At 68.0% G+C, this 1,012-nt stretch carries 2 protein-coding genes; both read right to left on the bottom strand.

What is annotated here, in order from left to right; genetic code table 11:
- Nucleotides 1–429 (bottom strand): tRNA (adenosine(37)-N6)-dimethylallyltransferase MiaA (gene miaA / locus AC1DU6_RS32705; protein ID WP_477862427.1); only part of this gene is annotated, 429 nt, incomplete at its 3' end.
- A 100-nt stretch (nucleotides 430–529) separates the two neighbouring features.
- Nucleotides 530–1,012 (bottom strand): pseudouridine synthase (locus AC1DU6_RS32700; protein WP_477862425.1); only part of this gene is annotated, 483 nt, incomplete at its 5' end.

Below are 1,012 nucleotides of genomic sequence, written 5' to 3'. Positions count from 1 at the left end.
GAGCTTGGCCAACTCCGCATGCATCGCTGGCCAGCCGCGCTCGGCCGCCTCGGCGTCGATGGCGGCACGCAGGTCGGCGTCGGCCTGGGGCAGCGTCGACAGGCCATCGAACAGCGCCTTGAAGTACAGCATCGTGCCGCCCACCAGCAGCGGCAGCTTGCCACGCGCGCTGATCTCCGCAGCAAGCCGTTTGGCATCGCGCACGAACTCGGCGGCCGAATAGCTCTCGGTTGGGTCAAGGATGTCGATGAGATGGTGCGGCACCGCGGCCTGCTCAGCGGCCGTGGGCTTGGCCGTGCCGATGTCCATGCCGCGGTAGATCAGGGCCGAGTCGACACTGATGATCTCAACGGGCAGCACCTCGGCAATCGCCAGGGCCGCCGCCGTCTTGCCGCAGCCGGTCGGGCCAGCGAGACAAATGGGGCTCATCAACGGCGTGGTGCCTTCCCAAGTGGCTGCCGTGGAACTGGCTTTGCCAGGCCACTGGCAGCGCCCCCTCGAGGGGGCCGGCGAAGCCGGTAGGGGGGGGTCAAAATTTTTCCCACGGGGCCAGATAGCGCCATTGCCCGACGGGCAGATGGCCCAGCGGAATGCGGCCGATGCGCACGCGCTTCAGGCCGACGACCTTGAGGCCGACCAGTTCGCACATGCGGCGGATCTGGCGCTTCTTGCCCTCGCGCAGCACAAAGCGCAGCTGGTGCTCGTTCTGCCAGCTGACCTTGGCGGGCTTGAGTTCTTCGCCATCCAGCTCCAGGCCATGGTTCAGCAGGGCGAGTTTGTTGTTCGACAGCGCCGCGTTGGGCAGCGTGCCCTCTGGCACGGCTTCAGCACCGGGCAGGCCGACGAACTCGACACGCACGAGGTACTCCTTCTCGACGTCGGAGTCGTCGCCGATCAGCACCCGGGCGATGCGGCCGTCCTGCGTCAGCACGAGCAGGCCGGTGGAGTCGATGTCCAGCCGCCCGGCGGGAGCCAGGTTGCGGTGGTGGCCGGCGTTGGGCTTGATGCCGGA

This window comes from Roseateles sp. P5_B10 (assembly GCF_056400485.1).
This window is presented reverse-complemented; position numbering and strand designations above follow the sequence as displayed.